The sequence below is a fragment of the Enterobacter sp. BNK-13 genome (assembly GCF_048685015.1).
Lineage (GTDB): Bacteria > Pseudomonadota > Gammaproteobacteria > Enterobacterales > Enterobacteriaceae > Enterobacter > Enterobacter quasiroggenkampii.
This window is the reverse complement of record NZ_JBLQTP010000001.1, coordinates 411468-437314: the sequence shown is the minus strand read 5'-3', so window position 1 is coordinate 437314 and position 25847 is coordinate 411468. Positions and strand designations below refer to the sequence as shown.

At 55.2% G+C, this 25847-nt stretch carries 19 protein-coding genes; 10 read left to right on the top strand and 9 right to left on the bottom strand.

The window, feature by feature from the left end; translation table 11 throughout:
• Positions 1–60: 60 nt before the first annotated feature.
• Positions 61–723 carry a carbonate dehydratase gene (can, locus tag ACMGGQ_RS02005; protein WP_008501947.1) on the top strand — a complete coding sequence of 221 codons (663 nt, stop codon included), beginning with the start codon at positions 61–63 and terminating at the stop codon, positions 721–723.
• 87 nt (positions 724–810) lie between these two features.
• Here the strand turns inward: can and hpt are convergent, their stop codons facing one another.
• Positions 811–1347 (bottom strand): hypoxanthine phosphoribosyltransferase, encoded by a 537-nt coding sequence (gene hpt / locus ACMGGQ_RS02000; RefSeq protein ID WP_008501948.1) that lies wholly within the window; start codon positions 1345–1347, stop codon positions 811–813.
• Positions 1348–1555: 208 nt separating this feature from the next.
• Here hpt and ACMGGQ_RS01995 point away from each other — a divergent pair, with 208 nt between their 5' ends.
• On the top strand, positions 1556–3946 hold the full coding sequence (locus tag ACMGGQ_RS01995; protein ID WP_048225662.1) for a glucose/quinate/shikimate family membrane-bound PQQ-dependent dehydrogenase: 2391 nt from the start codon (positions 1556–1558) through the stop codon (positions 3944–3946).
• An 85-nt stretch (positions 3947–4031) separates the two neighbouring features.
• On the opposite strand, the gene cueO is transcribed toward ACMGGQ_RS01995, so the two are convergent.
• Complete coding sequence (gene cueO / locus ACMGGQ_RS01990) at positions 4032–5600, bottom strand: multicopper oxidase CueO (protein WP_414747228.1); 1569 nt, start codon at positions 5598–5600, stop codon at positions 4032–4034.
• A 145-nt stretch (positions 5601–5745) separates the two neighbouring features.
• Between cueO and ACMGGQ_RS01985 the strand changes: the two genes are divergently transcribed.
• The 3 genes from ACMGGQ_RS01985 (at position 5746) to speD (ending at position 7873) form a co-directional block, all read left to right on the top strand.
• Entirely contained in the window at positions 5746–6093 is a 348-nt protein-coding gene (locus ACMGGQ_RS01985) for a YacC family pilotin-like protein (protein ID WP_045327862.1), read from the top strand.
• A gap of 115 nt (positions 6094–6208) precedes the next feature.
• Complete coding sequence (gene speE, locus ACMGGQ_RS01980) at positions 6209–7078, top strand: polyamine aminopropyltransferase (protein WP_420289529.1); 870 nt, start codon at positions 6209–6211, stop codon at positions 7076–7078.
• The gene (gene speD / locus ACMGGQ_RS01975) at positions 7079–7873 is read left to right on the top strand and encodes an adenosylmethionine decarboxylase (RefSeq protein WP_008501953.1); all 795 of its coding nucleotides are present in this window, start codon (positions 7079–7081) and stop codon (positions 7871–7873) included.
• A 31-nt stretch (positions 7874–7904) separates the two neighbouring features.
• On the opposite strand, the gene yacL is transcribed toward speD, so the two are convergent.
• Together yacL and acnB are read right to left on the bottom strand one after the other, a co-directional pair.
• Positions 7905–8267, bottom strand: a complete 363-nt coding sequence (gene yacL, locus ACMGGQ_RS01970) for a protein YacL (RefSeq protein WP_420289528.1) — start codon at positions 8265–8267, stop codon at positions 7905–7907.
• A gap of 190 nt (positions 8268–8457) precedes the next feature.
• Positions 8458–11055 carry a bifunctional aconitate hydratase 2/2-methylisocitrate dehydratase gene (gene acnB, locus ACMGGQ_RS01965; protein ID WP_032645211.1) on the bottom strand — a complete coding sequence of 866 codons (2598 nt, stop codon included), beginning with the start codon at positions 11053–11055 and terminating at the stop codon, positions 8458–8460.
• 893 nt (positions 11056–11948) lie between these two features.
• On the opposite strand from acnB, the gene ACMGGQ_RS01960 reads away from it, so the two are divergent.
• Positions 11949–13523 carry a DUF3300 domain-containing protein gene (locus tag ACMGGQ_RS01960; protein ID WP_420289527.1) on the top strand — a complete coding sequence of 525 codons (1575 nt, stop codon included), beginning with the start codon at positions 11949–11951 and terminating at the stop codon, positions 13521–13523.
• 10 nt (positions 13524–13533) lie between these two features.
• The gene (locus ACMGGQ_RS01955) at positions 13534–14325 is read left to right on the top strand and encodes a DUF2950 family protein (RefSeq protein ID WP_420289526.1); all 792 of its coding nucleotides are present in this window, start codon (positions 13534–13536) and stop codon (positions 14323–14325) included.
• Positions 14326–14380: 55 nt separating this feature from the next.
• Here ACMGGQ_RS01955 and traT read toward each other — a convergent pair whose 3' ends face one another.
• From traT to pdhR, 5 genes are all read right to left on the bottom strand, one after another.
• Entirely contained in the window at positions 14381–15112 is a 732-nt protein-coding gene (gene traT, locus ACMGGQ_RS01950) for a conjugal transfer complement resistance protein TraT (protein ID WP_048225655.1), read from the bottom strand.
• A gap of 195 nt (positions 15113–15307) precedes the next feature.
• On the bottom strand, positions 15308–16732 hold the full coding sequence (lpdA, locus tag ACMGGQ_RS01945; protein WP_003856313.1) for a dihydrolipoyl dehydrogenase: 1425 nt from the start codon (positions 16730–16732) through the stop codon (positions 15308–15310).
• Positions 16733–16907: 175 nt separating this feature from the next.
• Complete coding sequence (gene aceF / locus ACMGGQ_RS01940; RefSeq protein ID WP_023326706.1) at positions 16908–18803, bottom strand: pyruvate dehydrogenase complex dihydrolipoyllysine-residue acetyltransferase; 1896 nt, start codon at positions 18801–18803, stop codon at positions 16908–16910.
• Between the two features lie 14 nt (positions 18804–18817).
• On the bottom strand, positions 18818–21481 hold the full coding sequence (gene aceE, locus ACMGGQ_RS01935; protein WP_028015529.1) for a pyruvate dehydrogenase (acetyl-transferring), homodimeric type: 2664 nt from the start codon (positions 21479–21481) through the stop codon (positions 18818–18820).
• A 123-nt stretch (positions 21482–21604) separates the two neighbouring features.
• Positions 21605–22369: a pyruvate dehydrogenase complex transcriptional repressor PdhR gene (gene pdhR, locus ACMGGQ_RS01930; RefSeq protein ID WP_008501960.1), complete on the bottom strand. Its 765-nt coding sequence runs from the start codon at positions 22367–22369 to the stop codon at positions 21605–21607.
• A gap of 263 nt (positions 22370–22632) precedes the next feature.
• Between pdhR and ACMGGQ_RS01925 the strand changes: the two genes are divergently transcribed.
• From ACMGGQ_RS01925 to ACMGGQ_RS01915, 3 genes are all read left to right on the top strand, one after another.
• A complete protein-coding gene (locus ACMGGQ_RS01925; RefSeq protein WP_023293274.1) occupies positions 22633–22860 on the top strand; it encodes a hypothetical protein in 228 nt (75 codons plus the stop codon).
• Between the two features lie 46 nt (positions 22861–22906).
• On the top strand, positions 22907–24277 hold the full coding sequence (gene aroP / locus ACMGGQ_RS01920; RefSeq protein ID WP_420289525.1) for an aromatic amino acid transporter AroP: 1371 nt from the start codon (positions 22907–22909) through the stop codon (positions 24275–24277).
• A gap of 164 nt (positions 24278–24441) precedes the next feature.
• A complete protein-coding gene (locus ACMGGQ_RS01915; protein ID WP_045907808.1) occupies positions 24442–25839 on the top strand; it encodes a glycoside-pentoside-hexuronide (GPH):cation symporter in 1398 nt (465 codons plus the stop codon).
• The last annotated feature ends 8 nt before the right edge of the window (positions 25840–25847 follow it).

Here is a 25847-nt window from a genome sequence, read left to right as displayed (position 1 = left end):
AAAGTCGGGTTACCCTATAGTAGCGCAACGCAATTACTCGGTTACAGGTCGCTAACCTCCATGAACAACATAGATACACTCATCAGCAACAATGCACTATGGTCAAAAATGCTGGTGGAGGAAGACCCCGGATTTTTTGGAAAACTCGCGCAGGCGCAAAACCCACGCTTTCTCTGGATTGGATGCTCCGACAGCCGCGTACCGGCGGAGCGCCTGACCGGCCTTGAGCCCGGCGAACTGTTTGTTCATCGCAACGTTGCCAACCTGGTGATTCACACCGATCTCAACTGTCTTTCTGTTGTTCAGTATGCCGTTGACGTTCTGCAAGTCGAGCACATCATCATTTGCGGCCACTACGGCTGCGGCGGCGTGCAGGCGGCGGTTGAAAACACGGAGCTGGGGCTCATTGATAACTGGCTGCTCCACATCCGCGATATCTGGTTCAAACATAGCTCACTGCTGGGCGAAATGCCGCAGGAGCGTCGCATGGATACCCTGTGTGAACTCAACGTGATGGAGCAGGTGTATAACCTGGGCCACTCAACGATCATGCAATCGGCGTGGAAACGCGGGCAGAAGGTCTCGATCCACGGCTGGGCGTACGGTATTCACGACGGTCTGCTGCGCAACCTGGAAGTGACCGCCACCAACCGAGAAACGCTGGAGCAGCGTTACCGTTCGGGAATTGCCAACCTTCAGCTTAAGCACGTAAACCATAAATAAAGCCGGGTAGCGGCTGCGCCTTACCCGGCCTACATGTGCCCATTCGTAGGCCCGGTAAGCGCAGCGCCACCGGGCAACAAACCGCAATTATTCGTCCAGCAATACCACTTTCCCAACATACGGCAGATGGCGATAACGCTGTGCGTAGTCAATGCCGTAACCGACGACGAACTCGTCCGGAATAGAGAAACCGACAAACTCTACCGGCACCTGCACTTCACGGCGGTCAGGTTTATCCAGCAGGGTGCAAATCGCCAGCGATTTTGGCTCACGCAGGCTCAGGATCTCGCGCACTTTTGACAGCGTGTTGCCGGAGTCGATGATGTCCTCAACGATCAACACATCTTTACCACGAATATCTTCATCCAGATCTTTCAGGATTTTCACATCACGGGTGGTGGACATGCCGCTGCCGTAGCTGGAGGCGGTCATAAAATCGACCTCATGGGGCACGTGCACTTCACGGCACAGGTCGGCCATGAACATGAAAGAGCCGCGCAACAGACCGACCAGCACCATTTCGCTGCCGCTGTCCTTGTAATGTTCGGTGATTTGACGACCCAGTTCGGCGATACGCGCTTTGATCTCGGCTTCCGGGATCATCACTTCAACAGTATGTTTCATATTACTAACCAAATGATTTTAATGAAAATCTCTCAATACGGATGAGTTAATATCCAGCACTGATACGCAAGCCAGCCATTATATCAGCAAATGGATAACCCTGGCGTATGAGTTATAAAAAGCAAATATTGTGATTCCGATCACACTTGTTAATACCTATAATTAGTTGCTAGCAAATTATTAACAAAAACTGACGAGTACACTTTCTATGGCTGAAACAAACTCTAAACAGCCGCGTCTACTGGTGACATTAACAGCGCTATTCGCCGCCTTCTGCGGCCTGTACCTGTTAATCGGTGGCGTCTGGCTGGTCGCGATCGGCGGCTCCTGGTACTACCCGATTGCGGGCCTGGTTATGCTTGGCGTAACCGTCCTGCTCTGGCGTAGAAAACAATCTGCACTGTGGCTGTATGCCGCACTCCTTCTTGCCACCATGATCTGGGGCGTCTGGGAAGTCGGCTTTGACTTCTGGGCGCTGACGCCGCGCAGTGACATCCTGGTCTTCTTCGGTATCTGGCTGATCCTGCCGTTCGTCTGGCGTCGCCTGATCGTGCCGTCCAGCGGTGCCGTTGCGGCGCTGGTGGTGGCGCTGCTGATCAGCGGCGGTATCCTGACATGGGCTGGCTTTAACGACCCGCAGGAGATCAACGGTACGCTGAACGCAGAATCCACGCCTGCGGCAGCGATCTCACAGGTCGCTGACGGCGACTGGCCTGCCTATGGTCGTAACCAGGAAGGCCAGCGTTACTCTCCGCTAAAGCAGATCAACGCGGACAACGTTAAGAACCTGAAAGAAGCCTGGGTATTCCGTACCGGCGACCTGAAGATGCCGAACGATCCGGGTGAACTGACCAACGAAGTGACGCCAATTAAAGTCGGCGATATGCTTTATCTGTGTACGGCGCACCAGCGTCTGTTCGCGCTCGACGCGGCCACCGGTAAAGAGAAATGGCACTTCGATCCGCAGCTGAACTCCAACCCGTCCTTCCAGCACGTGACCTGCCGTGGCGTCTCTTATCACGAAGCGCGCGCCGATAACGCGAGCCCGGAAGTGGTTGCCGACTGTCCGCGCCGCATCATGCTGCCGGTCAACGATGGTCGTCTGTTCGCCATCAATGCCGAAACGGGCAAGCTGTGTGAAACCTTTGCCAACAAAGGTATCCTGAATCTGCAGACCAATATGCCGGACACCACGCCGGGTCTGTACGAGCCAACCTCGCCGCCCATCATCACTGATAAAACCATCGTGATTGCCGGTTCGGTAACGGATAACTTCTCCACGCGTGAAACCTCCGGCGTTATCCGCGGTTTCGACGTGAATACCGGTAAACTGCTTTGGGCCTTCGACCCGGGCGCGAAAGATCCGAATGCGATCCCGTCGGACGAGCACACCTTTACCTTTAACTCGCCAAACTCCTGGGCACCTGCAGCGTATGACGCGAAGCTGGACCTGGTCTACCTGCCGATGGGTGTTACTACGCCAGATATCTGGGGCGGTAACCGCACGCCGGAGCAGGAACGTTATGCCAGCGCTATCGTGGCATTGAACGCGACCACCGGTAAGCTGGCCTGGAGCTATCAGACCGTACACCACGATCTGTGGGATATGGATATGCCGTCCCAGCCGACGCTGGCGGACATTACCGTTAACGGCAAAACCGTTCCGGTGATTTACGCCCCGGCGAAAACCGGCAACATCTTCGTACTGGATCGCAGCAACGGCAAGCTGGTTGTGCCGGCACCGGAAAAACCGGTTCCGCAGGGTGCGGCGAAAGGTGATTACGTCAGCAAAACCCAGCCGTTCTCCGATCTGAGCTTCCGTCCGAAGAAAGACCTGAGCGGGGCAGACATGTGGGGTGCCACAATGTTTGACCAGCTGGTGTGCCGCGTGATGTTCCATCAGCTGCGCTATGAAGGCATCTTCACGCCGCCTTCTGAGCAGGGCACGCTGGTCTTCCCGGGTAACCTGGGGATGTTCGAGTGGGGCGGGATCTCCGTTGACCCTAACCGTCAGGTCGCTATCGCCAACCCAATGGCGCTGCCGTTCGTTTCCCGTCTGATCCCACGCGGTCCGGGCAACCCAATGGAGCAGCCGAAAGACGCGAAAGGCAGCGGTACCGAAGCCGGAATTCAGCCGCAGTATGGCGTACCGTTCGGCGTAACGCTGAACCCGTTCCTGTCGCCGTTTGGTCTGCCGTGTAAACAGCCTGCCTGGGGTTACATCTCCGGTCTGGATCTGAAAACCAACCAGATCGTGTGGAAAAAACGTATTGGTACCCCGCAGGACAGCATGCCGTTCCCGATGCCGGTTCCTGTGCCGTTTAATATGGGTATGCCAATGCTGGGTGGCCCAATCTCCACCGCCGGTAACGTGCTGTTCATCGCGGCAACCGCAGATAACTACCTGCGCGCGTACAACATGACCAACGGTGAGAAACTGTGGCAAGGCCGTCTGCCTGCGGGTGGACAAGCCACGCCGATGACCTATGAAGTGAATGGCAAGCAGTACGTTGTCATCTCTGCGGGCGGTCACGGTTCGTTTGGCACGAAGATGGGCGACTATATTGTCGCGTATGCACTGCCTGACGAAAACAAGTAACTGAAAAGCCCGGTGGCGCTTACGCTTACCGGGCCTTCGGGTACGCTATGTAGGCCGGGTAAGGCGAAGCCGCCACCCGGCTTTTTTATACGGTAAAGCCCAGCATCATCCCCGTATCTTCATGCTCCAGCAGATGGCAGTGCGCCATATAGGCAAACTCCTTCGGCGCATCGTGGTCAAACTTCACCAGCACCTCGCTGACGCCGCCTTCCACCTTCACCGTATCCTTCCAGCCCGCGCGATGCGCGTCCGGCGCGTTGCCGTTCTCAGAAAGAATGCGGAACTGCGTGCCGTGAATATGGAACGGATGCAGCATCATGTCCCCTTCACCTGAAATCACCCAGCGCTCAAACTGCCCTTTTGTCGCTGCAAACATCGGCGTGTTCATGTCGAACGCTTTACCGTTGATCATATTGGCGTTATGGAAATCAAAGCCATGGTCGCCGTGATTCATGTGCCCCATGCCACCCATTTTGCCGTGGTCCATATTCATGTGGCCCATCATCTGCCCGTGATGCATCCCCGCCATCGCCTTATCACCATATTTCGCCATCAGCGCCTGCATGCCCATCATATCGAGCATCGGGTTCATGGAGAGCTGCAGTTTGCGTTGCGTAAGCCCATCAAGTGACGGGAGTGCCGGCAGAGTGGTTAACGTATCAGGCAGCGTGCCGGAAGCGGTCACCTGTAACGGCTGAATACGCAGCACCGGATGCGGCTTGTCAAACGGCGCGACCGCCATACCCATCTGACTAACCGGCAGGGTCACGAGGTCAAACGCCTTGCCGTCGCTGATATCCACCAGCACCTCAAACCGCTCCCCCATCAGCATCGGCAGTTCGTTGACCTTCACCGGCTCAGGCAGCAGCCCGCCGTCGCTGGCGACCACGTACAGCGGACGCTTATCGCTGGTGGCGAAGTTGAGTGAACGCGCGTTACAGCCGTTAAGCAGACGCAGTCGCAGCCAGCCTTTCGGCGCAGCATGCTGAGGATAAATGGCGCCGTTGGTCAACAGCGTGTCGCCAAACCAGCCTACCGCCGCGCTCATCACGTCCAGTTGGTAGTCAATTTGCCCGTCAGCGGTGAATTTCTTGTCCTGCACAATCACCGGCACATCGTCGATGCCCCACTGTTTCGGCAGGCGCAGCAGGCGGCTCTCGTCGTCTTCAATCAGCACCAGTCCCGCCAGCCCCATCGCCACCTGATGGCCCGTTTTGCCATGCTGATGCGGATGGAACCAGCAGGTTGCCGCGCGCTGGTCAGGCGTAAAGGTGACGCTGCGCGAACCGCCCGCTTTGATGATGCCCTGCGGCCCGCCGTCTACCTCGCCCGGCACTTCCAGTCCGTGCCAGTGCACCGTCGTCTCTTCAGCAAGCGTATTGTGGATATCCACCGTCACCGCCTTCCCTTTGCGCAGCTGCAGCGCCGGGCCGAGCAGATTGCCGTTATAGCCCCAGGTTGTCGCGTTGTGCGCACCGAACAGCGTGCTGCCGGACTGAACAACAAGCTTGATACGGCTACGGGCATCCGCGGTCAGCAAATCAGGGATGGGTAAGGCAGGCCTGTCAGCCGCAAAAACCGCGCGGCTCCAGAGAGGCAATGCGCTGGCAGCACCCAGAGCCACGGAATATTTTAAAAAATCACGACGTTGCATGTTCATTTCCTTATTTCCAGCAGGCGATCTTTTGAGCATAAACCCTCCCCTTACCGGAAGGTCAAGTAAAGCGGCAATAATAAAGATCGTCGCACTGGCATCAAGTATGCTAACGTTAATTTTCCGTGAAGAAGTGGTAGAAGCAATGAAGACGTTTTTCAGGACAATTTTGTTCGGTAGCCTGATGGCAATGTGTGCGAACAGCTATGCGCTAAGTGAAAATGAAGCGGAAGATATGGCCGATTTAACGGCGGTTTTTGTATTCCTGAAAAATGATTGTGGCTACCAGAATTTACCCAACGGGCAAATTCGCCGCGCGCTGGTCTTTTTTGCCCAGCAGAACCAGTGGGATCTCAGCAACTACGACAGCTTCGACATGAAGGCGCTCGGCGAAGACAGCTACCGTGACCTAAGCGGTATTGGCATTCCCACCTCTAAAAAATGCAAAGCGCTGGCTCGCGACTCACTCAGCCTGCTCGCCTACGTCAAATAACCTTCCCGACGCCTCCTGTTGAACCTATAGCCGTGCAACCACGGTTATAGTTAGCTATCATGTTTCGCTCATTTTTTGTGAGCGTAACGGATGTTAACAAAGGAGGAGTCCGCGTATGGCCGACCACACGTTGTGGCATGAAACACTGCATGACCAGTTTGGTCAGTACTTTGCCGTTGATAACGTGCTCTATCATGAGAAAACCGATCACCAGAATCTGATCATCTTCGAGAATGCTGCCTTTGGCCGCGTCATGGCCCTGGATGGCGTCGTGCAAACGACCGAGCGAGATGAGTTTATCTATCATGAGATGATGACCCACGTCCCGCTGCTGGCACACGGCCACGCGAAGCATGTCCTGATTATCGGCGGTGGCGATGGCGCAATGCTGCGTGAAGTTTCCCGCCATCGTTCCATTGAAACCATCACCATGGTGGAAATCGATGCGGGCGTCGTCTCTTTCTGCCGCCAGTATCTGCCCAACCACAATGCCGGCAGCTATGATGACCCGCGCTTTAGCCTGGTGATTGACGACGGCGTTAACTTCGTTAACCAGACCTCGCAGACCTTTGACGTGATCATCTCCGACTGCACCGATCCTATCGGTCCCGGCGCATCGCTGTTTACCTCCTCGTTCTACGAAGGCTGCAAGCGCTGTCTGAACCCGGGCGGGATCTTCGTCGCCCAAAATGGCGTCTGCTTCCTGCAGCAGGATGAAGCGCTGGATAGCCACCGTAAGCTGAGCACCTATTTCGAGGATGTCAGCTTCTATCAGGCGGCAATTCCAACCTACTACGGCGGGATCATGACCTTTGCCTGGGCGACGGATAACGACGTCTTACGTCATCTCTCCACCGAAATTATTCAGGCCCGCTTCCATCAGGCCGGTCTTCAGTGCCGATACTACAATCCGGCTATTCATACCGCAGCGTTTGCTCTGCCGCAGTACCTGCAAGACGCATTATCCACTAAGGGGGTGAGCTAATTGAAAAAGCTTAAACTGCATGGCTTTAACAACCTGACCAAAAGCCTGAGTTTTTGTATTTACGATATCTGCTATGCCAAAACAGCGGAAGAACGCGATGGTTACATCGCCTATATCGACGAACTCTACAACGCCAACCGTCTGACCGAGATCCTGTCAGAAACCTGTTCCATTATCGGCGCCAACATCCTGAATATCGCCCGACAGGATTATGAACCTCAGGGCGCCAGCGTGACCATCCTGGTCAGCGAAGAGCCGGTTGACCCGAAGCTTATCGACAAAACGGAACATCCGGGCCCGCTGCCGGAAGTGGTGGTTGCCCACCTGGATAAGAGCCATATCTGCGTCCATACCTACCCGGAGAGTCACCCGGAAGGTGGGCTGTGTACGTTCCGCGCCGATATTGAAGTGTCGACCTGCGGCGTGATTTCCCCGCTCAACGCGCTGAACTATCTCATCCACCAGCTGGAATCAGATATCGTCACGATTGATTACCGCGTGCGCGGTTTTACCCGTGACGTCAACGGCATGAAGCACTTCATCGACCACGAGATCAACTCTATTCAGAACTTTATGTCCGAGGACATGAAATCACTGTATGACATGATGGACGTGAACGTGTATCAGGAAAACATCTTCCATACCAAGATGTTACTTAAGGAATTCGACCTTAAGCACTATATGTTCCACACGAAGCCGGAAGATTTGAGCGAAGAAGAGCGTAAGGCGATTACTGACCTGCTCTGGAAAGAGATGCGCGAGATTTACTACGGCCGTAATATTCCGGCCGTGTAAGTGTTGCCCGGAGCAGGGACGCTTCGGGAAGTTACCGCTGTTTCATGAACTCGCGGTAGGCATTCACCACCTGAAGGAAGTCTTCTACGCCGCACAGCGACAGGCTTTCTTCGTCATAGTAGCTCATCCCCTCTTCCATCTCGTCGCCTGTAAACTCGAGCTGGTTGGCACGCACCATGACCTCTTCACCATCCATCCACAGCGTGTATTCGTGCCCGGCGCGTTGCCAGGAGCGTTCACTGCCTTTCACCGTATTTGCCGCCTGTTCAACCTCATCAAGAAGGGCGAGATTTTCTTTCACCTCTTCGTTAAACCAGTGTCCAACGGCTTCGTGGCCCATCGACATACGCACTTTCACCACTCCGGTGATGTCGCGCAGAAATTCGTAATCCATAGTGTTTTCCTCTGCAAAGCCATTAGGGTAATTATCGCAGCAGAGAGGAAGAAAAAAAGCGTGAGAGGTGGGAGGAATGAAAATAAAAAGGTGAGAGCAAGACCCTGCGGCCTGATGCCCTCACCCCGTCCCTCTCCCGTGGGAGAGGGTGCAAAGACTAAAAACCGTCTCGTAGAGACGGTTTTGCTGTTTATACCGCCGTCTGGAAGATAACCCCGTCAGCCTTCTCGGTGTACTGAGAGAGCTGGTCGAAGTTCAGGTAGCGATAGGTATCCACCGCGGTCTTATCCACCTGAGCCACAAAGGTCTGGTACTCTTCCGGCGTTGGCAGTTTGCCAATCAGCGCCGCAACCGCTGCCAGCTCCGCAGAGGCCAGGAAGACGTTCGCACCGGTACCTAAGCGGTTCGGGAAGTTACGGGTCGAGGTGGAAACCACCGTCGCGCCGTCGGCGACGCGCGCCTGGTTGCCCATACACAGGGAACAGCCAGGAATTTCAATACGCGCCCCGCTCTTACCAAACACGCTGTAGTAGCCCTCTTCGGTCAGCTGAGCCGCGTCCATACGGGTTGGCGGCGCCACCCACAGACGGGTTGGCAGCTGGCCTTTGTGGGTATCCAGCAGCTTGCCAGCCGCACGGAAGTGGCCGATGTTGGTCATGCAGGATCCGATGAACACTTCGTCGATCTTCTCGCCCTGAACTTCGGACAGCGGACGCGCGTCGTCCGGATCGTTCGGTGCACACAGGATTGGCTCTTTGATATCCGCCAGATCGATGTCGATCACCGCCGCGTACTCTGCGTCAGCATCAGCTTCCAGCAGTTGCGGATCGGCCAGCCATTTCTCCATGCCCTGGATACGACGCTCCAGCGTACGACGGTCGCCGTAGCCTTCTGCGATCATCCACTTCAGCAGCACGATGTTAGAGTTCAGATACTCAATAATCGGCTCTTTGTTCAGCTTGATGGTACAGCCCGCAGCTGAACGCTCAGCGGAGGCATCGGTCAGCTCGAACGCCTGCTCAACCTTCAGATCCGGCAGACCTTCGATTTCCAGGATACGGCCAGAGAAGATGTTTTTCTTCCCTTTCTTCTCAACGGTCAGCAGACCCTGTTTAATCGCATACAGCGGGATCGCGTGAACCAGGTCGCGCAGGGTGATACCCGGCTGCATTTTACCTTTGAAGCGCACCAGCACCGATTCCGGCATATCCAGCGGCATCACGCCCGTCGCCGCAGCAAACGCCACCAGACCGGAGCCCGCCGGGAAGGAGATACCGATTGGGAAACGGGTATGGGAGTCACCGCCGGTACCCACGGTATCCGGCAGCAGCATGCGGTTCAGCCAGGAGTGAATTACGCCATCGCCCGGACGCAGGGAAACACCGCCGCGGTTCATGATGAAGTCTGGCAGCGTGTGGTGCGTGGTTACGTCAACCGGCTTCGGATACGCCGCAGTGTGGCAGAAGGACTGCATCACCAGATCGGAAGAGAAGCCCAGGCACGCCAGGTCTTTCAGTTCGTCACGGGTCATTGGGCCAGTGGTGTCCTGAGAACCTACGGAGGTCATCTTCGGCTCGCAGTATGCGCCAGGACGAACACCGGCGACGCCGCAGGCGCGACCGACCATTTTCTGCGCCAGAGAGTAACCGCGGTTGCTCTCCGCAACGTCTTTCGCATGACGGAATACATCACTGTGCGGCAGACCCAGCGCTTCACGCGCTTTGGTGGTCAGGCCACGACCGATGATCAGCGGAATACGGCCACCGGCACGCACTTCGTCGATCAGCACGTCGGTTTTCAGCTCAAAGCTCGCCAGCAGCTCGTTGGTTTCGTGATTACGCACTTCACCTTTGTACGGGTAAACGTCAATCACGTCGCCCATGTTCAGGTTGGAGACGTCCACTTCGATCGGCAGGGCGCCCGCATCTTCCATGGTGTTGAAGAAGATCGGTGCAATTTTACCGCCGAGGCACAGGCCGCCGCCGCGTTTGTTTGGCACATGCGGGATGTCGTCACCCATGAACCACAGCACGGAGTTGGTCGCGGATTTACGGGAAGAACCGGTACCCACAACGTCACCCACGTAGGCCAGCGGGAACCCTTTTTTCTGCAGGGCTTCGATCTGTTTGATCGGGCCAACGCTGCCTGGCTGATCCGGCTCAATGCCTTCACGGGCGTTTTTCAGCATCGCCAGGGCGTGCAGAGGGATATCCGGGCGAGACCACGCGTCCGGTGCCGGAGAGAGGTCATCGGTGTTGGTTTCACCGGTCACTTTGAAGACGGTAACGGTGATTTTTTCAGCAAGTGCTGGACGATTCAGGAACCATTCGGCATCAGCCCAGGACTGCATCACCTGCTTCGCATAGACGTTGCCTGCTTTGGCTTTTTCTTCCACATCGTAGAAGTTATCGAACATCAGCAGCGTAGACGAGAGCGCTTTAGCGGCAATCGGTGCCAGCTTGTCGTTATCCAGCGCGTCAATCAGCGGATGAATGTTGTAACCACCCTGCATGGTGCCGAGCAGTTCAATGGCTTTTTCAGGAGTAACCAGTGGGGAGGTGGCTTCGCCTTTGGCGATAGCAGCAAGGAATCCGGCTTTTACGTAGGCAGCTTCATCTACGCCAGGCGGTACGCGGTTGATCAACAGATCTAACAGGAATTCTTCTTCGCCCTTAGGCGGGTTCTTCAGCAGCTCGACGAGCGCGGCCATTTGGGTTGCATCTAAAGGTTTGGGTACAATTCCCTCGGCGGCACGTTCTGCTACGTGCTTACGGTATTCTTCTAGCACGACGGTTCTCCTCGCTCTCATTGTCATATGCGGCGGGCGTTCTCTTCACGCTCCTGTGAGACAGCAGTTTGTAGGGTAAATGCCCGATACCGCGTCGGGCAGCATAGCAGGATTTCTGCACAGTGTTAATCCGTTTACAAAAAAGCAACATTAAAAAATTTGCTGAATCGTTAAGCATGGTGTAGCGGGGTGAGGAGGTGAATTTTGGGGACAAAAAAACCGCCTGATAGCGGTTTATTTGTTGCCTTGCGGTGGTAGCACACCGGGTTGGCAGATTTGCGGCAATGCACTCGTCATGAATAATGCTCCTGAGTATGTAGATACGCAAGCCCATATTTTGTGTTTACGAGCCGCCATCCAGTTTCGAATGAAAAAGAATGAAACTGCATTTCACCTCTTTTCAGTCCATTTAGGCTGTAATACTGTTGCGCTCGGCCTGCTTCGCTGGTGTAGCAACCAGTCACCGGGCCCGGGAGCAGTTCCGTAACCTACGCGGCAATGTACTCATTTGCCAGGTTCTGCCTTTCCCGGTGGAGAATGAACCCGCGTAGCCTGTACAGGAACGCACGCAATGGAGATGCGAATCACTGCGCTGATCGTTGTGACTGGTTTACTGCTAACCGCGCTGCACGGTGGCTGGAACATATCCGACATCACGGTGCTGTTTGTCGTCAACCTCGGCAACTAGCTGCTGGCCGCTCGTAAGAGCGGCCTTCTGAATTCCCTTCGGTTATTCCCGCATCGCATATAATTGTGTAATAAATACTCACACTCTTTATCCGGACGTACCGGACGCTTCCCAATAAAAGTCAAAACAGTAAAAGACGGGTGAATAATACTCACGCCAACCGTAACGCCTCACGGCACAGCGCTTGTCTCGTTGGAGTCATTTTATGAAGTTGCCCTTTAAGCCACATCTGCTCGTCCTTCTGTGCAGTGCCGGGCTGCTTGCCGCCTCAGGCGTCATGTTTGTCAAAAGCCGCGCAACGGAACCCGTTGCGCCCGCCCCCGTCGCTCAACAACCGGCTGCACCCGCTGCACCGGCAGCAGCAACGCCCGCTCCAGTCGTCGCGCCAACCTATACTGCCGCGCAAATCGATCAGTGGGTTGCCCCTATCGCGCTCTACCCGGACGCCCTGCTGTCACAGATCTTGATGGCCTCGACTTACCCGGCCAACGTGATTCAGGCGGCGCAGTGGTCAAAAGACAACCCTAAAATGGAAGGGGACGCCGCCATTCAGGCCGTTGCCAGCCAGCCATGGGATCCGAGCGTAAAATCGCTGGTCGCGTTTCCTCAGCTCATGTCGCTGATGGGTGAAAACCCGCCGTGGGTACAAAATTTGGGCGATGCGTTTCTCGCGCAGCCGAAAGACGTGATGGATTCCGTTCAGCGCCTGCGCGCGCTGGCACAGAAGACAGGCGCGTTACAATCCACGCCTCAGCAGACGGTCACCACCGTGACTAAACCGGCTCCGGCTAAAACCAGCACCACCGAGGCAACGACGACAACCACAACCACAACCACGTCTGCGCCCGCGCCAACGGTGATCAAAATTGAATCTGCCGATCCGCAGGTTGTGTACGTCCCCACCTATAACCCCAATACGGTTTACGGGACCTGGCCCAACACTGCCTATCCGCCCACCTATCTCCCGCCTACACCCGGGGAGCAGTTTGGCAACAGCTTCGTCAACGGCTTAGGCTTCAGCCTGGGTGTCGCCACAACCTATGCCATTTTCAGCAACATCGACTGGGATGACGACGATGACTGGGATCACCATCATGACGGTGACTGGGATAATCACGGCGGCTATAACCGCAACGGTGATAACAACATCAATATCAACGTTGAGAACTTCAATAAAATCAGCGGACAGCGTCTGACGGACGCCAACCGTACCTGGCAGCATAACCCGGCCTATCGGGAAGGTGTGCCCTATCCGACCAACCAGCTCAACACCCGTTTCCACTCCACCAGCACGGCTACCGGGCTAAGCTCAACGCAGCAAAAACCGGTTAACCGGGACAGCCAGCGTCAGGCGGCCCTGAGCCAGATGGAGAAATCCACGGGTAAAACCTTCCCGCAAACGGCACGTCCCGGCACGAAAGACGTGCAGCGTCAGGCCTCAAGTGAACAGCTGAAGCAGATTTCCCAGCGCAATAACTACCGTGGCTACGACACCAAACCGCAGACGGCGAAGCGAACCACCACACAGCAGCGAGAGAATCGCCAGACCACCGCGCAGAGACAAGAGAAACGGGTTTCGCAGCCCACGCAGCAACGCACTCTGCAGCAGCGGAACAGCCAGCCCCGGGCCAATGCGCTGAGCGGCAACGACAGCCGCTCCGCCAACTGGCAGGCGCAGCAGCAGCGTGGTGCGCAAAGCAGACAGCTTGCGGCTCGCCAGCAGCAGCCGCGTCAGGCGTCTGGTGGACGCGCTGAACGCCGTGAAATTCGACATCGCTAAGGGAACCGACATGAAAAGTAAACTACTCAGTGGAATGGTGTTGTTCATGCTTTCGGCCTCGGCGATGGCGCAGCAGTCTTTCAGCACGCCCGATCAGGCGACCGATGCGCTGGCCAACGCCATTGGTGAGCATAATGAGCGCGCGATGAGCAACCTGCTTGGAGAGAACTGGCGCGATTTTCTGCCCCCTGAAGGCGTTGATCCGGATGCCGTCGATCGTTTCCTGCGCGACTGGAAAGTCCGTCACAACACCGTTGTCGAAGGGGATACGGCGCATCTTGTTGTCGGCGATAACAGCTGGCAGCTTCCCATCCCGGTGATCAAAACCGCCACCGGTTGGCAATTCGATATCAAAGAAGGGGCGGAAGAGATCCTGACCCGCGAAATCGGGCGTAATGAACTTGCTGCCATTGAAGCCTTACATGCCTATGTTGATGCGCAGCAAAGCTACTTTGCGATGAACCAGAAATACGCGCAGAAGATTGTCAGCTCGAAGGGCAAAAAAGACGGTTTGTATTGGCCCGCCTCTCCCGGCGAAGCGCCCAGTCCGCTCGGACCGGCATTTAGCCCAAAAGAGCCGGGTACCGGCTATCACGGCTATCGCTTCCGGATCCTGCCGGATAAAAACGGTTTCGCGATGGTGGCCTGGCCGGTCAGCTACGGCCAGACGGGCGTGATGAGCTTTGTGATAAATCAGGACGACAAGGTGTACCAGTCCGATCTCGGCAGCGAGTCGGAGCAAAAGGCCCGGGCGCTGGCCTCATACGCGCCTGATAAAACCTGGCAGCCCGTCGGACCCTGAATACCCGCTCTGCCTGTAGGCCGGGTAAGGCGAAGCCGCCCCCCGGCTTTTTAACTTACAGAATATTGGCGACTGATTTCGCCAGCTGAGCTTCCAGAACCGGTTTGGCTTCTTCAAACTTCAGGTTTACTTTGTTAGCGTTCGACACCACGCGGGTTTGATACTTCGCACGGTCGCCCTGCTCGGAGCTGGTTTGCAGCTTCACGCCAGACGTTCCCTGACGCAGCGCCGCGATGTTGTCCGTGGTCACCTTCGCCTTGCTGCGCTCGGAGATCTGCAGGTCGGTCACCATGGTATAGTTTACGTCTTCCACCATCGCATCTGCCGCCATGCCGATCAGCCCCGCAGCCAGCCCCACGCCCAGCGCTGCGCCGGAGGAGTTGCTGTTGTAGGCCGTGATACCGGCACCCAGCGCGGCACCCACAGCGGCACCTTCATAGCCGGTTTTCAGGTAGCCCTGAGATTCACGCAGGTCCATTTTGTCTGCTTTCAGAACGTTAGCCTGCACCCAATAGTATGCGCTGTCAGGAGAGCTGGTGACCTTGTATCCCTTGGCACTCAGATCGTTTGCCAGCAGCGTCTGCAGATTGCTCATGTCTTTATCAGAAGTGTTTTTAACCTGAATGTAGACCGTTTTTTCACTGGATGGCTCAAGCCAGATGGTTTCACTCATCTGCGTTTTTACTTCCAGGTTGCGTTTTTTCACCGCCGTCGTCATCGCACCGCACCCGGTCAGCGTCATCACTGCCGCTAATAAGCCAATCCCCATCACTTTCTTCAAAGACATGTTATTTCCTTTTTGTGTGTAATCAAAAGTCCAGAATCGTTAACCGTGCGGCCAGTAGCTACACAATGGTGCAAAAGGTATCGGCAGACAGATGAAAATTTTTAGAGTAAATAACAATAAGTTACCTACCAGAATGGGTAGTTTTCAGGCAAAAAAAACGCCTCCAGAGGAGGCGTTAGCAATCAGGGAAGAAACTTATTTCTTCTTCGCTTTCGCGTTTGGCAGGTCGGTGATGCTGCCTTCAAACACTTCTGCCGCCAGGCCCACGGACTCGTGCAGAGTCGGGTGTGCGTGGATGGTCAGCGCGATGTCTTCAGCGTCACAACCCATTTCGATAGCCAGACCGATTTCACCCAGCAGCTCGCCGCCGTTGGTACCGACAATCGCACCACCGATTACGCGGTGAGTCTCTTTGTCGAAGATCAGTTTGGTCATACCGTCTGCGCAGTCGGAAGCGATAGCACGGCCAGAAGCAGCCCACGGGAAGGTGGCGGTTTCGTAGCTGATGCCTTTCTCTTTCGCTTCTTTCTCAGTCAGACCAACCCATGCCACTTCTGGCTCGGTGTACGCGATAGATGGGATCACTTTCGGATCGAAGTAGTGCTTCATGCCGGCGATAACTTCAGCGGCAACGTGGCCTTCGTGAACACCTTTGTGCGCCAGCATTGGCTGACCGACGATATCGCCGATAGCAAAGATGTGCGGCACGTTGGTGCGCAGCTGTTTGTCAACGCGGATGAAGCCACGGTCGTCCACTTCCACGCCAGCTTTGCCCGCGTCGAGGTTTTTACCGTTCGGTACACGACCGATAGCCACCAGCACGGCGTCGTAACGCTGTGGTTCGGATGGGGCTTTTTTGCCTTCCATGGAAACGTAAATACCGTCTTCTTTCGCTTCAACGGCAGTCACTTTGGTTTCCAGCATCAGGTTGAATTTCTTGCTGATGCGCTTGGTGAAGACTTTAACGATGTCTTTGTCGGCAGCCGGGATAACCTGGTCGAACATTTCAACCACGTCGATCTCTGAACCCAGCGCATGGTACACGGTACCCATTTCCAGACCGATGATACCGCCGCCCATAACCAGCAGACGCTTAGGAACGGTTTTCAGCTCCAGCGCATCGGTGGAATCCCACACGCGTGGATCTTCATGTGGAATGAAAGGCAGTTCGATTGGGCGAGAGCCTGCCGCGATGATCGCGTTGTCGAAGTTGATCACGGTTTTGCCGTTTTCGCCTTCCACTTCCAGGGTGTTCGCACCGGTGAATTTACCCAGACCGTTTACCACTTTCACTTTACGGCCTTTGGCCATACCCGCCAGACCGCCGGTCAGCTGAGTGATAACTTTCTCTTTCCAGGTACGAATTTTGTCGATGTCGGTTTTCGGCTCGCCGAAGACGATACCGTGTTCAGCCAGCGCTTTGGCTTCTTCGATAACTTTCGCTACGTGCAGCAGCGCTTTAGAAGGGATACAGCCGACGTTCAGACAAACACCGCCGAGGGTGCTGTAACGTTCTACGATGACGGTTTCCAGACCTAAATCCGCTGCGCGAAATGCTGCGGAGTAACCTGCCGGGCCTGCCCCAAGTACTACGACCTGAGTTTTGATTTCTGTGCTCATCATGACCTCTTAGTTTATACCCGTCGTCCACCGGGTCGTTCTATCCGCCCGCAGTTTACAAAATTGTTAACAATTTTGAAACAACAAACGGCTCACGAATTGTCGCTTTCGCCAATAACCTCACAAACACCATGAGATTATCAGAAAAAAGCCGGCCGACTGGCCGGCTTTTCGATTACATCACCAGGCGGCGAATGTCGCTCAGCATGTTGTTGATGATGGTGATGAAACGCGCACCATCAGCACCGTCGATCACGCGGTGGTCGAAGGACAGAGAGATTGGCATCATCAGACGCGGCACGAACTCTTTGCCATTCCACACCGGCTCCATCGCGGACTTGGACACACCGAGGATAGCCACTTCCGGCGCGTTCACAATCGGCGCGAAGTGGGTGGTACCCAGGCCGCCGATGCTGGAGATGGTGAAGCAGCCGCCCTGCATTTCGCCGGCAGTCAGCTTACCATCACGCGCTTTCTTGGAGATGGTGGTCAGTTCACGGGACAGCTCAGTGATGCTCTTCTTGTTCACGTCTTTGAAGACCGGAACAACCAGACCATTTGGCGTATCAACCGCAACACCGATGTTGATGTATTTCTTCAGCGTCAGCTTCTGGCCGTCTTCGGACAGGGAGCTGTTGAAGCGTGGCATCTGTTCCAGAGCCGCAGCAACCGCCTTCATGATGAAGACCACTGGGGTGAATTTCACGTCCAGTTTACGCTTCTCAGCTTCGGCGTTCTGCTGTTTACGGAACGCTTCCAGATCGGTGATATCGGTCTTATCGAAGTGCGTAACGTGCGGGATCATCACCCAGTTACGGCTCAGGTTCGCACCAGAGATTTTCTGGATACGGCCCAGTTCCACTTCTTCAATCTCGCCGAACTTGCTGAAGTCCACTTTCGGCCATGGCAGCATGCCCGGGATACCGCCGCCAGCGGCTGCAGCTGGTGCAGCTTCGGCGCGTTTCACCGCGTCTTTCACGTAGGTCTGAACGTCTTCGCGCAGGATACGACCCTTACGGCCGGTCCCTTTCACTTTCGCCAGGTTCACACCGAATTCGCGCGCCAGGCGACGAATCAGCGGCGTCGCGTGGACGTAAGCGTCGTTTTCAGCGAACTCTGATTTTTCTGCTTTTGCAGCAGGGGCAGCGGCTGGTTTAGCAGCCTGAGCCGGTGCAGCAGCCGGTGCTGGAGCAGCCGCGGCAGCCGGAGCTGCGGCAGGCGCAGCGCCTTCCACTTCGAAGACCATGATCAGAGAGCCGGTAGACACTTTGTCGCCGGTGCTGATTTTGATCTCTTTAACGGTACCCGCGAATGGCGCAGGGACTTCCATAGAAGCCTTGTCGCCTTCAACGGTGATCAGTGACTGTTCAGCGGCAACTTTGTCGCCCACTTTTACCATCACTTCGGTGACTTCAACTTCGTCACCGCCGATGTCCGGTACGTTAACGTCTTTCGCGCCGCCAGCAGCGGCTGGTGCTGCGGCTGGTGCCGGAGCAGCGGCCTGTGCAGGCGCGGCAGCAGGTGCAGCACCTGCCACTTCGAAGATCATGATCAGGGAGCCAGTAGACACTTTGTCACCGGTGTTGATCTTGATCTCTTTAACGGTACCCGCAAACGGTGCTGGCACTTCCATAGAAGCTTTGTCGCCTTCTACGGTGATCAGTGACTGCTCGGCCGCAACGGTATCGCCCACTTTCACCAGGATCTCAGTCACTTCAACTTCGTCACCGCCGATGTCAGGCACATTCACTTCTTTCGCGCTCGCGGCAGCTGCTGGAGCAGCGGCGGCCGGAGCGGCTTTCTTCTCTTCCTGCGCAGGTGCAGCAGCGGCTGCACCGTCGGCGGAATCGAAAATCATGATCAGTTTGCCAGTTTCGGTTTTATCGCCAACAGAGACTTTGATCTCTTTAACGATGCCAGCCTGAGGAGACGGGACTTCCATAGAGGCTTTATCGCCTTCTACGGTGATCAGCGACTGTTCAGCTTCAACTTTGTCGCCTACTTTGACCAGGATCTCGGTGATTTCAACTTCATCAGCCCCGATGTCCGGTACATTGATTTCGATAGCCATTATTCTTTTACCTCTTACGCCAGACGCGGGTTAACTTTTTCTGCATCGATGTTGAATTTGGTGATTGCGTCCGCAACCACTTTCTTATCGATTTCGCCACGTTTAGCCAGTTCGCCCAGTGCTGCTACAACCACGTAAGAAGCATCAACTTCGAAGTGGTGACGCAGGTTTTCGCGGCTGTCAGAACGACCGAAGCCGTCAGTACCCAGAACGCGATAATCATCAGCTGGAACGTAAGTACGAACCTGCTCAGCGAACAGTTTCATATAGTCAGTAGATGCCACCGCTGGCGCGTCGTTCATCACCTGAGCGATGTACGGTACGCGTGGGGTTTCCATTGGGTGCAGCATGTTCCAGCGCTCACAATCCTGGCCATCACGCGCCAGTTCAGTGAAGGAGGTCACAGAGTACACGTCGGAACCGACACCGTAGTCTTTCGCCAGGATCTGTGCTGCTTCACGAACGTGACGCAGGATAGAACCGGAGCCCAGCAGCTGAACTTTACCTTTGCTACCTTCGATAGTTTCGAGTTTATAGATACCTTTACGGATACCTTCCTCGGCACCTGCTGGCATTGCCGGCATGTGGTAGTTTTCGTTCAGGGTGGTGATGTAGTAGTAAATGTTCTCCTGCGCTTCACCGTACATGCGCTGCAGACCGTCATGCATGATGACTGCCACTTCGTACGCGTAAGACGGGTCGTAAGAGATACAGTTAGGGATAGTCAGAGACTGAATGTGGCTGTGACCATCTTCGTGCTGCAGACCTTCACCGTTCAGGGTCGTACGACCGGAAGTACCACCGATCAGGAAGCCGCGAGCCTGCTGGTCGCCTGCCTGCCAGCACAGGTCACCGATACGCTGGAACCCGAACATGGAGTAGTAAATGTAGAACGGGATCATCGGCAGGTTGTTGGTGCTGTAAGAGGTCGCAGCAGCCAGCCAGGATGCGCCTGCGCCCAGCTCGTTGATACCTTCCTGCAGGATCTGACCTTTCTCGTCTTCTTTGTAGTAAGCAACCTGCTCACGGTCCTGCGGGGTGTACTGCTGGCCGTTCGGGCTGTAGATACCGATCTGACGGAACAGACCTTCCATACCGAAAGTACGCGCTTCGTCGGCGATGATTGGTACGAGGCGATCTTTGATCGACTTGTTCTTCAGCATCACGTTCAGGGCACGAACGAAAGCGATAGTGGTAGAGATCTCTTTGTTCTGCTCTTCCAGCAGCTGAGAGAAGTCTTCCAGCGCTGGCAGTTCCAGCTTCTCGGTGAAGTTAGGCTGACGAGCTGGCAGGTAGCCTTTCAGCGCCTGACGACGTTCGTGCAGGTACTTGTGCTCTTCGGAGCCTTCCGGGAAGGTGATGTAAGACAGGTTTTCGACCTGCTCATCGGTCACTGGAACGTTGAAACGGTCGCGGATATAACGCACGCCGTCCATGTTCATTTTCTTAACCTGGTGAGCGATGTTTTTACCTTCTGCGGTATCACCCATGCCGTAACCTTTGATGGTGTGGGCCAGGATTACAGTCGCTTTACCTTTGGTTTCACGTGCTTTTTTCAGTGCAGCGTAGATTTTCTTCGGATCGTGACCACCGCGGTTCAGGGCCCAGATCTGCTCATCAGTCCAGTCTGCAACCAGGGCTGCGGTTTCTGGATATTTGCCGAAGAAGTGCTCACGCACGTAGGCACCGTCTTTGGATTTGAAGGTCTGGTAGTCACCGTCAACGGTTTCGTTCATCAGCTGGATCAGTTTACCGCTGGTGTCTTTACGCAGCAGTTCGTCCCAACGGGAACCCCACATGACTTTGATCACGTTCCAGCCAGCACCCGCGAAGATGCCTTCCAGTTCGTTGATGATCTTGCCGTTACCGGTTACCGGACCATCCAGACGCTGCAGGTTACAGTTGATGATGAAGCACAGGTTGTCCAGCTTCTCACGGGTCGCGATGGTGATCGCGCCTTTAGATTCTGGCTCATCCATTTCGCCGTCGCCCAGGAAGGCGTATACGGTCTGCTCAGAAGTGTCTTTCAGACCACGGTGTTCCAGATACTTCAGGAATTTCGCCTGGTAGATCGCACCGATTGGGCCCAGACCCATTGATACGGTCGGGAACTGCCAGAATTCAGGCATCAGTTTAGGGTGCGGGTAAGAAGACAGACCTTTACCGTGAACTTCCTGACGGAAGTTGTTCATCTGCTCTTCAGTCAGACGACCTTCCAGGAATGCACGTGCATAGATGCCCGGAGAGATGTGGCCCTGGAAGTACACCAGATCGCCGCCGTCTTTCTCGTTCGCTGCACGGAAGAAGTGGTTGAAGCACACTTCGTAAACGGTCGCAGAAGACTGGAAGGACGCCATGTGGCCACCCAGCTCCAGATCTTTCTTGGATGCGCGCAGAACGGTCATGATGGCGTTCCAGCGAATTGCAGAACGGATACGACGTTCCAGATCCAGATTGCCCGGGTATTCCGGTTCGTCTTCGACGGCAATCGTGTTTACGTAGTTGCTAGCCCCTGCACCTGAAGCAACCTTCACACCGCCTTTGCGGGCTTCAGAAAGCAGCTGATCAATCAGATACTGAGCGCGCTCAACACCTTCTTCACGGATGACCGATTCGATCGCCTGTAGCCAGTCGCGAGTTTCGATCGGATCCACGTCATTTTGGAGACGTTCTGACATGGGGGTATTCCTTATCTATCTAATACGTTGATTTGTCTGGAACCTGTCCCATTGTGCTCTTGGGCAAGAACACAATAAGACAGGTTCTGCGTTTAGTTGCCGCGCTCTAAAAGTACCTGGCGCTTAATCCTTTCGTTGCTGTATGCGGCGTAATGAACGTTCGCGACGCGATTGTTCACGGCTGCGGTCCAGCAAGATTTCCTCAATGAAAGCCAGATGGCGGTGCGACGCTTCGCGCGCCTGCTCCGGTTCCCCGGCCATTATCGCCTCGAATACTCGGGTGCGATGGTTGCTTACCAGTGGGAGCATGTCCCGACGGGCATACAACAATTCAAAATTTTGACGAACGTTCTGGGCCAGCATCGGCTCCATGCAGCGTAGCAGATGGAGGAGCACCACATTGTGTGCCGCTTCGGTGACGGCGATTTGATACTGGACGACGGCGCTGGACTCGGCGTCTAAATCGCCGGACTGCTGTGCCCGTTCAATGGCCTGATGCAGTTCGCGGATACGCACGCGATCTTCATCAGTGCTGCGAAGAGCGGCGTAATAGGCCGCAATACCTTCCAGCGCGTGACGGGTCTCAAGCAGGTCAAACTGGGATTCTGGGTGGTCAGAGAGAAGTTCTACCAGCGGATCGCTGAAGCTCTGCCACAGGCTGTTTTGCACAAAGGTTCCGCCGCCCTGGCGACGAAGCAGCAAGCCCTTTGCTTCGAGACGTTGAATCGCCTCACGCAGAGAGGGACGTGAAACGTCGAACTGTTTTGCCAGTTCGCGTTCTGGCGGAAGTTTCTCACCCGGGCGCAGAGTCCCTTCGAGGATTAAAAACTCCAGCTGCTGCTCAATCACATCAGATAGTTTTGGTTGGCGAATTTTGCTGTAGGCCATATTCCCTGTCTTACGCCTTTTTGCCCGGAGTCAATTGGTCTTACCAATTTCTATTTCGTATCGCTAAAGTAACAAAGTATTCACCTTCTGTCCATATTGGTTTTGATTGAAATCAGTAAACCCTGCACATTTTAACAACCTTACAGAAATAACGTTTCAGAAATGTAACTTTGCACAAATGACTTGATTACCCCCAAAGAGGGAGTTTTAACCATAATGAAACGAGGGTTTTTGCAATCTGAAGCGATTCAACAAGGCAAATAATGAAAATTCGCCCACTTAAGGCGCATTTCTATTCTATAGGTTGGGTGAGGAACAACGAGCGGGCCGATTTACAAATGCTTTCTTTTTATTCAAGTCGTCATCACCCCTTCATAAAGCAGGTGCATTCGCAGGCACTTACCACTATTCTGGCGCTTACGGAAGTCATCTCCGCTTTTTTCGGTCTCGTTTACCGTAAAGAAATAAATACAGAATATGGATTTTCATAATTACACACGCTCAGCGTGAACATAACAACCACACACGAGGTTTCAAATGGAAGCTCAACAGCACGGCGATCAGCTAAAGCGCGGGCTTAAAAACCGCCATATTCAGCTCATCGCACTGGGCGGTGCGATTGGTACCGGCCTGTTTCTGGGCAGCGCATCCGTTATCCAGTCTGCCGGTCCGGGCATTATTTTGGGTTACGCGATTGCGGGTTTCATTGCTTTTCTGATCATGCGCCAGCTGGGCGAAATGGTAGTAGAAGAGCCGGTCGCGGGCTCCTTCAGCCACTTTGCCTATAAATACTGGGGCAGCTTTGCCGGTTTCGCCTCGGGTTGGAACTACTGGGTGCTGTACGTTCTGGTTGCCATGGCCGAACTGACCGCCGTCGGGAAATACATTCAGTTCTGGTATCCCGAAATCCCAACCTGGGCTTCTGCTGCAGCCTTCTTCGTCATTATCAACGCCATTAACCTGACTAACGTTAAAGTGTTCGGGGAGATGGAGTTCTGGTTTGCCATCATCAAGGTCATTGCCGTGGTGGCGATGATTATCTTCGGCGGTTGGCTGCTGTTCAGCGGCAACGGCGGCCCGCAGGCCACCGTGCGCAACCTCTGGGAACAGGGTGGCTTCCTGCCTCACGGCATGACCGGTCTGGTGATGATGATGGCCATCATTATGTTCTCCTTCGGCGGTCTGGAGCTGGTAGGGATCACTGCCGCTGAAGCCGACAACCCTGAGCAGAGCATCCCGAAAGCCACAAATCAGGTTATCTACCGTATTCTGATCTTCTATGTGGGCTCACTGGCCGTGCTACTCTCCCTGCTGCCGTGGACGCGCGTCACCGCCGACACCAGCCCGTTTGTGCTGATCTTCCACGAGCTGGGCGACACCTTTGTCGCCAACGCCCTGAACATCGTGGTGCTGACCGCAGCGCTCTCCGTATACAACAGCTGCGTATACTGCAACAGCCGTATGCTGTTCGGCCTCGCCCAACAGGGCAACGCGCCGAAGATGCTGCTTAACGTTGATAAACGCGGCGTGCCGGTGAATACCATCATTGTTTCCGCCATCGTGACCGCCCTGTGCGTGCTGATTAACTACATGGCACCGGAATCGGCGTTTGGCCTGCTGATGGCGCTGGTGGTCTCTGCTCTGGTCATCAACTGGGCGATGATCAGCCTGGCACACATCAAGTTCCGCCGCGCGAAACAGCAGCAGGGCGTCACCACGCGCTTCCCTGCCCTGCTCTATCCGCTGGGTAACTGGATCTGCCTGCTGTTCATGGCGGCCGTTCTGGTGATCATGCTGCTCACGCCGGGTATGGCGATTTCCGTCTACCTGATCCCGGTCTGGATTGCGATACTGGGCGTGGGCTATCTGTTCAGTCAGAAAAGCCGTAATGCCATGAAGGCGCACTAAGCCTACCTCCGCGGTACCTGCTTTTACGGGTACCGCGCGTTGTTACCTCCCTCACACTTTCGCGCCCACAGCGCATTTATCCATATCACCGCCCTGATACTGCAACGCATATATCCCTTCGCCAGCGAATAATTCTCTCCATACCGTAAACCGGAGAGCTGTCGATGGATAACAACACCCTGTCAGTAAAAGAAAAGATCGGCTATGGGATGGGCGACGCCGGATGCAACATTATCTTTGGCGCCATCATGCTGTTTGTTAACTATTTTTATACGGATATTTTTGGCCTCGCCCCTGCGCTGGTCGGCGTGCTGCTGCTGTCTGTCCGCGTGATTGACGCCGTAACGGACCCGATCATGGGCGCGATTGCCGACCGTACCCGCAGCAAATATGGCCGGTTTCGTCCATGGCTATTGTGGATCGCTTTCCCCTACGCGCTGTTCAGCATCCTGATGTTCACCACGCCAGAGTGGAGCTATAACAGCAAAGTTATCTATGCCTTTGTCACCTATTTCCTGCTGTCGCTGACCTATACCGCCATCAACATCCCCTACTGCTCGCTGGGCGGGGTGATCACTAACGACCCGAAAGAGCGCGTCGCCTGCCAGTCGTATCGCTTCGTGCTGGTCGGCATCGCCACGCTGCTGCTCTCATTAACGCTGCTGCCGATGGCCGACTGGTTTGGCGGGGACAACAAAGCCAAAGGCTACCAGATGGCGATGACCGTGCTGGCGCTGATTGGCACCTGCATGTTCCTGTTCTGCTTCGCCACCGTGCGCGAGCGCGTGCGCCCGGCGGTGCAGACCAACGATGAGCTGAAAAACGATCTGAAAGACGTGTGGAAGAACGACCAGTGGGTGCGCATTCTGCTGCTGACGCTCTGCAACGTCTGCCCCGGCTTTATCCGCATGGCGGCCACCATGTATTACGTTACCTGGGTGATGGGCCAGAGCACCCACTTCGCCACGCTGTTTATCAGCCTGGGCGTTGTTGGCATGATGCTCGGCAGCGTGCTGGCAAAAGTGCTGACCGACCGCTGGTGTAAGCTGAAGGTCTTCTTCTGGACCAATATCGTGCTGGCGATTTTCTCCTGCGCCTTTTATTTCTTCGACCCGAAAGCCACCGTCACCATCGTGGTGCTCTACGTCCTGCTGAACATCCTGCACCAGATCCCGTCTCCGCTGCACTGGTCGCTGATGGCCGACGTGGACGACTACGGCGAGTGGAAAACCGGGAAGCGCATCACCGGCATCAGCTTCTCGGGCAACATCTTCTTCCTGAAGCTGGGGCTGGCGATTGCCGGGGCGATGGTCGGGTTCCTGCTCTCCTGGTACGGCTACGACGCGGGCGCGAAAGCGCAAAGTGCGGACGCGCTTAACGGGATCGTGCTGCTCTTTACCGTCATTCCCGGCATTGGATACTTAATTACCGCGGGCGTGGTACGTCTGCTGAAGGTGGATCGTGAAACCATGAAGCAGATCCAGGCCGATCTGGAGAAACGCCGCACCAACTACCGTGAACTGAACGACTATCAGGAACTGAAAGCCGCAGAGACAAAATAAGGAGAGCC

What these genes read in the sequence shown, in the direction of transcription:
- can (WP_008501947.1), top strand. Translation starts at nt 61, where the DNA reads ATGAACAACATAGATACACTCATCAGCAACAATGCACTATGGTCAAAA.
- hpt (WP_008501948.1), bottom strand. Translation starts at nt 1,347, where the DNA reads ATGAAACATACTGTTGAAGTGATGATCCCGGAAGCCGAGATCAAAGCG.
- ACMGGQ_RS01995 (WP_048225662.1), top strand. Translation starts at nt 1,556, where the DNA reads ATGGCTGAAACAAACTCTAAACAGCCGCGTCTACTGGTGACATTAACA.
- cueO (WP_414747228.1), bottom strand. Translation starts at nt 5,600, where the DNA reads ATGCAACGTCGTGATTTTTTAAAATATTCCGTGGCTCTGGGTGCTGCC.
- ACMGGQ_RS01985 (WP_045327862.1), top strand. Translation starts at nt 5,746, where the DNA reads ATGAAGACGTTTTTCAGGACAATTTTGTTCGGTAGCCTGATGGCAATG.
- speE (WP_420289529.1), top strand. Translation starts at nt 6,209, where the DNA reads ATGGCCGACCACACGTTGTGGCATGAAACACTGCATGACCAGTTTGGT.
- yacL (WP_420289528.1), bottom strand. Translation starts at nt 8,267, where the DNA reads ATGGATTACGAATTTCTGCGCGACATCACCGGAGTGGTGAAAGTGCGT.
- ACMGGQ_RS01960 (WP_420289527.1), top strand. Translation starts at nt 11,949, where the DNA reads ATGAAGTTGCCCTTTAAGCCACATCTGCTCGTCCTTCTGTGCAGTGCC.
- ACMGGQ_RS01955 (WP_420289526.1), top strand. Translation starts at nt 13,534, where the DNA reads ATGAAAAGTAAACTACTCAGTGGAATGGTGTTGTTCATGCTTTCGGCC.
- traT (WP_048225655.1), bottom strand. Translation starts at nt 15,112, where the DNA reads ATGTCTTTGAAGAAAGTGATGGGGATTGGCTTATTAGCGGCAGTGATG.
- lpdA (WP_003856313.1), bottom strand. Translation starts at nt 16,732, where the DNA reads ATGAGCACAGAAATCAAAACTCAGGTCGTAGTACTTGGGGCAGGCCCG.
- aceF (WP_023326706.1), bottom strand. Translation starts at nt 18,803, where the DNA reads ATGGCTATCGAAATCAATGTACCGGACATCGGGGCTGATGAAGTTGAA.
- aceE (WP_028015529.1), bottom strand. Translation starts at nt 21,481, where the DNA reads ATGTCAGAACGTCTCCAAAATGACGTGGATCCGATCGAAACTCGCGAC.
- pdhR (WP_008501960.1), bottom strand. Translation starts at nt 22,369, where the DNA reads ATGGCCTACAGCAAAATTCGCCAACCAAAACTATCTGATGTGATTGAG.
- ACMGGQ_RS01925 (WP_023293274.1), top strand. Translation starts at nt 22,633, where the DNA reads ATGAAAATTCGCCCACTTAAGGCGCATTTCTATTCTATAGGTTGGGTG.
- aroP (WP_420289525.1), top strand. Translation starts at nt 22,907, where the DNA reads ATGGAAGCTCAACAGCACGGCGATCAGCTAAAGCGCGGGCTTAAAAAC.
- ACMGGQ_RS01915 (WP_045907808.1), top strand. Translation starts at nt 24,442, where the DNA reads ATGGATAACAACACCCTGTCAGTAAAAGAAAAGATCGGCTATGGGATG.